At 62.8% G+C, this 7502-nt stretch carries 3 protein-coding genes and 1 pseudogene; 1 reads left to right on the forward strand and 3 read right to left on the reverse strand.

The features are described from left to right. From ACTHL0_RS23390 to ACTHL0_RS23400, 3 genes and pseudogenes are all read right to left on the reverse strand, one after another. Nucleotides 1-98, reverse strand: a pseudogene (locus tag ACTHL0_RS23390) (DNA-binding protein); the annotation flags it as partial. Between the two features lie 673 nt (nt 99-771). Next, on the reverse strand, nt 772-5238 hold the full coding sequence (locus ACTHL0_RS23395) for a response regulator (protein WP_440569358.1): 4467 nt from the start codon (nt 5236-5238) through the stop codon (nt 772-774). A gap of 1113 nt (nt 5239-6351) precedes the next feature. After that, nucleotides 6352-6888: a hypothetical protein gene (locus tag ACTHL0_RS23400; RefSeq protein WP_440569359.1), complete on the reverse strand. Its 537-nt coding sequence runs from the start codon at nt 6886-6888 to the stop codon at nt 6352-6354. Between the two features lie 295 nt (nt 6889-7183). On the opposite strand from ACTHL0_RS23400, the gene ACTHL0_RS23405 reads away from it, so the two are divergent. Beyond that, the coding region (locus ACTHL0_RS23405) for a YceI family protein (protein WP_440569360.1) at nt 7184-7502 on the forward strand (319 nt) is incomplete at its 3' end.

Consider the following 7502-nt stretch of genomic DNA (forward strand, 5'->3'; position numbering starts at 1 on the left):
GATTCGGCGACGGCTTCCACGGTAATGCCGTACTCTTCCATGCGGCGTCGCAGCCAGCGAATCAACCGTTCGCGAGCTTCGCCTTCAAGCTGTTCCATCGATGATTCCGGTTATGGTTGATGCGGGGTCGCTAAATGCCCCGTTGACCCGAGCCGAATCATACTCGACTCGCAGCCAATAGGTTGCAGCCGCCCGCTGGCGCGTACCCAAAAGGCAGCGCACGGTGTGCGTCAAACGGTGTCGGCTTGAATTATCGATACAAAATCGACAAAAAGCAAAACCATCAAAAGGCCAGTGTATCTTTTCACATGCATGGACCGTTCCAACGGCCGCGGGCCCCTCCGTTCCACCCCGTCAGCCGCGGCGCAGCCTCGCTTTCGTCATAGGGATAAACACGCCACCCTCACGAGGGAGGCGACGGCTTTTGAGACGTCTACGCCGAACGGCTTCGTCGCGTCGCGCGTGCCCCGCCATCCGCACACCCATCGCCGGGGCTTGCGCCGGAGATTAACGTACGAGCTCGGACGTACCGATATTCCATTCATAATCGTGTTCGTGGATGCATTGCATAACGCCTACGGCAAAGTCCGATTAATACCGAGCGTCGGCTCACCTACAGACAAAAAAGCCGATCGACCGTCACATCCCGGAAATACTCACCTTTGAAAAAAGGACACGCGCTCAGGTGAGCGTTTTCGGGACATTGCGCGTTCATGGGAGGCCGAGATGCGGATCCCGAATTTTCTCACCTTTAAATCGAGCGGGGCAGTGTCAGATCGACGGCATGCGGTTGGCGGCTTTCGAGGTGCCCGAAGGCGCCGCCTGTTCCTCGAGCCATGCGTGCGGCGCGCCCGCCGCCAATCGCGCGGCCATGGCGGCATTCATCGCTTCTTCGATCCGCTCCTTGTTGTACGGCTTGCGCAGCAGCATCGCGTCGGCAAGGGCTTGATGATCGCTGCCCCCTGGCAACGCATCGTAGCCCGTTGCAAAGATGACGCGCAGCCCCGGCTGCAGCGCCAATGCACGCATGGCCAGTTCGTCGCCCGACAAATCGGGCAATGAGATGTCGGTGACGATAACGTCGAAGGCTTGTTCGCTCAGCAGCCGCAACGCGTCGGTCGCATCGCCGGCTTCCGTGACCGAATGGCCGAGATAGCCGAGCATATCGGCCGTCGTGAACCGCACCATCGCATCGTCGTCGACGAGCAGCACGCGCGCCGCCAGGCGCGCAGCGCCCGGGAGCACGTCGTCGTCATGTTCCGGCGCCTGCAGAATCGGCGTCGCGGGCGGGACCGGTTTGCCTCGGGGCTGGTTCCGCAATACATGGCGGATTTTGCGCGCCATCGCCTCCCGGCTATAGGGCTTGCTCAATAAATCCACGCCCTCGTCGAGCCGACCGCCGTGCACGATCGCATTGTCCGTGTAGCCGGACGTAAACAGCACGGCAATGTTGGGCAACCGTTCGCGCGCTTTGCGCGCAAGCTCCGGGCTGCCGAGCGGACCCGGCATGACGACATCGGTGAACAACAGATCGATCGGCACACCGCTCTCGACGATCGCCAGCGCGCTCTGCGCGTCCTTCGCACGCAGCACGCGATAGCCGAGTTCGGACAGCAGATCGACGACGGTGCCGCGGACGTCTTCGTCGTCTTCGACGACGAGCACCGTTTCGCTGCCGCCCGTGACCGCTCCCGTCTCGATATCGGTCTCGACATCCTCGGGCTGCCGCGCGCGCGGCAGATAGATGCGCACCGTCGTGCCGTGCCCGACTTCGCTGTAGATCTTGACGTGTCCACCCGATTGTTTGACGAAGCCGTACACCATGCTCCAGCCGAGCCCGGTCCCTTGTCCCTCGGGCTTCGTCGTGTAAAACGGCTCGAATACGCGTTCGAGCAATTCCGCAGGAATACCGCATCCCGTATCGGTCACGGCCACCATTACGTATTGCCCCGCCGCGACGTCGCCGTGACGGGCGACGTAGGCATCATCGAGAAAGGCGTTGCCCGACTCGATCGTCAGTTTGCCTTGTCCTTGCATCGCATCGCGCGCGTTGATCGCCAGATTCAACAGTGCGTTTTCGACCTGAACGGTATCGACGAACGTGTTCCAGAGGCCGCCCGAGATGACGGTCTCGATCTCCACCCCCTCACCCAACGAGCGCCGCAACATATCGTCGATCCCACGGATCAACCGGCCCAGGTTGACGCTCTTTGGAGAAAGCGGTTGTCTGCGGCCGAACGCGAGCAGCTGCGAGGCCAGACGCGAGCCGCGCGAAGTGGCCGCGATCGCCGTTTGCAGACGCTGCTCCGCGCGCAGATTCCCGGCGACGTCGCGGCTCAATAGTTGCAGATTGCCCGCGATCACCTGTAACACGTTGTTGAAATCGTGCGCGACACCGCCTGTCAGTTTGCCGATCGCCTCCATTTTTTGCGCCTGCCTCAATTGCGCTTCGGTGTGCACGCGTTCGGCGATCGCGCCGGCGACGCGGCGCTCCAGCAAGACGTTGGCCTCCTGCAGGATGCGTTCGGCCTCCTTGCGCTCCGTAATATCGATGATCGAGCCGATGTAGCCGAGAAACGTGCCATCGTCGCTAAAACGGGGCGCGGCGGCACTGAGCGCCCACCGGTAGACGCCGTCCGAACGGCGCACGCGGCACTCGGCGCGGAATGCCTCGCCGCGCTGGTTCGCTGCCAGGAAAGACGCTTCGTACGGCGTGCGATCGTCGGGATGCAACGCGTCCCATGCACCTGCGCCGAGCGCCGCTTCGAGCGATTGCCCGGTGAACTCGCACCAGAGCCGGTTAAGGTACGACAGCGATCCGGTAGGATCGCTGACCCACATCATCACGGGTGCGTGGTTGGCCATGTTTCGAAAGCGCGCCTCGCTCTCGAACAGTTCGCGCGTGGCGTCCCGCCGCAAACGCGCCATCGCCAGGTTCGCGTTCACGCGCGCCATCAGCTCGCGGGCCGAGAAAGGTTTCGTCAAGTAATCGTCCGCGCCCGCTTCGAGCCCTTCGACATGCGATTCTTCGCCGGCGCGCGCGGAAAGGATCACGACAGGCAAATGACGCAGTTGTACATCGCCTCGAATCTCACGCAGCAAACCGAAACCATCGAGCACGGGCATCATCACGTCGCTCAGAATCAGGTCTGGTTTGCTTCGGCGGATGGCCTCCAAAGCCGAGCGGCCGTCGGCTGCCGTCTCGACTTCCCAGCGCGTTTTCAGCAAGCGGCCGATGTAATCGCGCATATCGGCGTTGTCGTCGACAATCAGCACGCGCGCGCCCGTCGTTCCGTGGCCGAGCGGCCAATCGGGTGTCTCATCGGCCCGTCCGGTCAGCGCCTCGCCGTCGGCATTGGAATCGGCGTCGCGTTCGGCGTCGGGCGTATCGTCATGCGGCAGCCAACGCAACGCTTCCTCGACATACGCATCGGCACGCCCGGACCGCGGCGCAAGCGCACGTGTCGAGCCGACATGCTCGGGGGGGAGATGCGAATGGCCCAGCGGCAACCGAAGCGTGAAGGTCGTGCCCTGGCCCACGTTGCTCGTCACCGCGATCGTGCCGCCATGAAGCTTGACGAGCTCTTGAACGAGCGCGAGACCGATGCCCGAGCCTTCGAACGAGCGGCTGCGCTGGCCTTCGACGCGATGAAAGCGCTCGAACAGACGCGGCAGTTCGCGCGGCGGAACGCCCACACCGGTGTCGCGCACGACGACCTCCGCCGCGCTGCCGTCGGCGGACAAACGCGTGCTGACGCTGATCCCCCCATGGAACGTGAACTTGAACGCATTCGACAGCAAGTTCAGGACGATCTTCTCCCACATGTCCCGGTCGACGTACACCGGCTGCGGCAACGGTTCGCATTCGATCGTCAACGCGAGCCGCGCACGTTCCGTTGCGGATTCGAAATTCGACGCGAGTTCGGCCGTCAGTTTCGCCAGATCGGTCGGCTCGAACGTCGCCACGACTCGCCCTGCCTCGATCCGCGAGAAATCGAGCAACGAATTGACGAGCTTGAGCAAACGCAGGCCGTTGCGGTGGGCCGTGGCCAGACGTTGCCGCTGCGGCGGTGCCAGCGCGGCGCCCGACGTATCCCCGAGCGCGTCTTCGATAGGCCCGAGCATGAGCGTGAGCGGCGTGCGGAATTCGTGGCTGACATTGGAGAAAAATGCCGTTTTCGCGCGGTCGATCTCGGCCAGCGCCTCGGCACGGCGACGCTCTTCCTCGTACGCCTGCGCATGCGCGATGGCCGCGCCGATCTGGCCGCCGACAAGCCCCAGAAAGCCGCGGTAGTTGTCGTCGAATAACCGAAAGGGATTCAAGCCGGCGACGAGCGCGCCCGCGCGCCCGGTCTCGCCCGACGGCAGGATCGGCACGACCACGGCCTCATTCGGCGGCTCGTGCCACGGTCCCGCTGGCAATGGGGACGACACCCGCTCCCGCAGATTCGGGACGACGATCGGCCGATGGGTGCGCAACGCTTCTTGCACGGGCCATAGCGCGGGTTCGCCGGCTGCAATCGAGGCCGGCGCCGCCTCATGTCCGGCATCGATGCCCGATACGCCGGCGAGCGTCATGTCGTCGGCCCCGGCCTCCGCCAGATAGAGCATCGCGAACGGCAGGTCGCGGGCGTCCTGGCCCAACGCGCGAACGCTGCGTTCGCTCGCCTCCTGCCAGGTGCGCGCGTCGGCCGCCCCCGTCGCGAGATCGCGCAAGAGCGCGAGCTGCCGTTCACCGATGACACGCAGCGTATCGTCCGTATTGGCGCAGATGATGCCGCCGACGCTGCCGTCGTCGTTCGGTATCGGGCTATACGAAAACGTGTAATACGTTTCCTCCGGATAGCCGTTGCGCTGCATGATCAAGGGCCGAGCTTCCACATACGTCGCTTCCCGCCCGCTCATGGCCAGCGCGAGCATCTCGCCGATATCATCCCAGAGCTCATGCCAGACCTCCGCGGTCGGACGCCCGAGCGCCCACGGATGCTTGCCGCCGATGATCGACTGATAGGCATCGTTGTACAGATAGACGAGCGAGTCTCCCCAACCGATCCACATCGGTTGACGAGAGTTCAAGATGATACGCAGCGCGACCTTCAGGTTCTGTGGCCAGCCTTTTGGATCGCCGAGCGGCGTGGAACGCCAGTCGTAAGCGCGGATCAGCCGTCCAAGTTCCCCCCCGCCGGACAAGAAATCTGTTTCGTCGTTCTTGGGCAACATGCCAGAGGTGTCGCTCATAGGAAATCCCACAGCAAAGAGATGCTCAAGGCGCGCAATAAACGAACAGCCGTCTGTCTGTTCTGCGCGTCGAGGGTAACCGGGAGAGGGGCAAGCACGCTTCGATCGGCTCGCTCATCGCACAAATTACCGTGCGAGCAGATGATCGGAAACGTAGGCCGGCCGCAACGAGGCAGGTTGCCCACCTGCGTCGCGCCGTTCATCAGGCCCACCCGCTCCTGACGGTCGCCCTCCACAGCGGCGACACGAACGCTCGATCAGGTGGAGGAGCACGGCACATGCCCGGGTGGGGCGGCATATCGCCAGAGAGAGGAGCCGGTCGCGCGATCAGACCGCGGCGATCGCGCTGACCAAGCCCATTCCGATATCGGCGGCCGCTGGGCCGCGTCAGCTCGAGGCGCGCGTTCGAGTCAGTCGATCTCAGGGATGAAAAGGCTACGGCTCGCCGAGCCGTTTCGTTTTTTCACTGCGTGTGAAGCAACGACATCGGCCGTATCGCGTCATCGGTTCGTCATCGGCTCGTCGCTGGATCGCTCCCGAAAAGGCTCACCTTGCAGCGATTTGCGGTGACTCAGATCAGCGCGGCCGCACCCGGCAAAGGGAATCCTGAAAACGCTCACCTTTGGAAGACTACGGATACCCGGCGGCGGCGGGGTCTCTCGACCATTCAACCCGTGTTCAAGTATTTGCGTATCGCAAACGCTCTCCTGAAAGCACTCACCTTTGGCAATGGCGCCCAGGAACGGGACGATCGAGAACCGTCTGTAGCCGTCGACGTTCGTTAATCGGTGACCGATATTCGGGCCCTCCCGCAAACCCTCACCTAGGCATGCGAAATATCGAGCTTGCACAAAACGAAATACGCATTCGATCGGAACTGGAGTTGCCACGAGCAAGCCGCACTGTCGGCTATACGGTGCGCACCGACTGGCTGGGCACCACCATGCAGCAGGCTTTCGTCGAGGTGTTGACCGCAGAAAGCAAGTCCGGGTCCACTAAAGGTGAGTATCTTCGGGAGCCGGCCTCGACTTCCCGAAAACCCTCGCCTTAGTCTTATCAGGCCGAATTCGACACCACGGCGCTCGCCTGACTGGCCATTGCACCGCAAAGTTCTTAAAACCCCACCTTCAACTGAAACCCGATCGTAAAAGGCAGGTTGTCCGAGGGAATCGGCGGCACGAGAATAAAGTTCATCCCCACGCGCTTATACGTGACCATGACGATCGGCGCGGCTACGGGCCCGATCGAATGATCGTGGCCGAAACCGTAGCTTCCGTAGTTGTAGCCCGAGATGAGGCCGCCCATGACGGCCAGGCGGACAAACCCCCAATGCGCGAACTCGGGCGCCCAGAGACCACCGCCGTACCATGACGGATGCGAAAGCGAATTGCGGAATCCACCGGCCGTTACCGCCCATTGACCATTGAGCCAGCACTCGACACCGAGCCCCGGATTGACGTCTTCGAATGATTGTTTCGGCTTGATGTGATGCGAGGCGAGCATCGCATCGACCCACACACCACCGCCGCACCAATCGGCCGCTTGGGCTCGAGTCGATCCGATCGCGAATGCGGCCGTGCCGAGCACGACGGCCAACGCAGCCTTCACTGCGCGCGCGCCGGTACCGCGCGCCGCCATCCTGAAATGCATGTCCGCTCCATTTGCCGGCCGCCACCGGCTAAGATTGTTGTTCGCCGTCCGACGCAGTGGGCCTCGCGCCGTTCGTCGCGCACTCTACTACAGCAATGCGCGCGCGTGATGAATAGAGGCCCGATTCGGGAATTTCGTTAGGATGGAACAGCCGTACATGCCGGCGCGCGGTGGAAAGGTGAGGCTTTACGGGAGATCGACGAAAAAACGTAGCCTGCAGGCTCGCGCCCTCAGATGAACAAGAGCAAGGAAAAGGAACATGGAGATGAAACGTCCAGCGATGTTCGCCGCTGCGATGCGCACTGTGCTGACCGCCACCGCGTTGGCGATGGGCGCGCTATCGATTTCGGCGTGTACGCCGCTGCGCGTGGTCTCGCATACGGTCTCCGCCGACGAAGCCAAAGTGCCTGCCGGCACCTATGCCCTCGATGCCGATCACTGGAGCATTACGTTCGACGTCGAGCACTTGAAGTACTCGCGCGTCGCGATGCGCTTCGATCGGGCGCATGGCACGCTCGACTGGAATCCGGGCGGCCTCGATGCCAGTACCGTCGACATAGCGATCGATGCGGGCAGCGTCGACACGAAAGTGCCGTTGCTCGACAAGATGGTCA

The sequence above is a fragment of the Trinickia sp. genome (assembly GCF_051961175.1).
In the GTDB taxonomy this organism is placed as follows: domain Bacteria; phylum Pseudomonadota; class Gammaproteobacteria; order Burkholderiales; family Burkholderiaceae; genus Trinickia.

Excerpts from the sequence above, each read along its gene's own strand:
- ACTHL0_RS23395 (WP_440569358.1), bottom strand. The coding sequence starts at position 5,238 with ATGAGCGACACCTCTGGCATGTTGCCCAAGAACGACGAAACAGATTTC.
- ACTHL0_RS23400 (WP_440569359.1), bottom strand. The coding sequence starts at position 6,888 with ATGCATTTCAGGATGGCGGCGCGCGGTACCGGCGCGCGCGCAGTGAAG.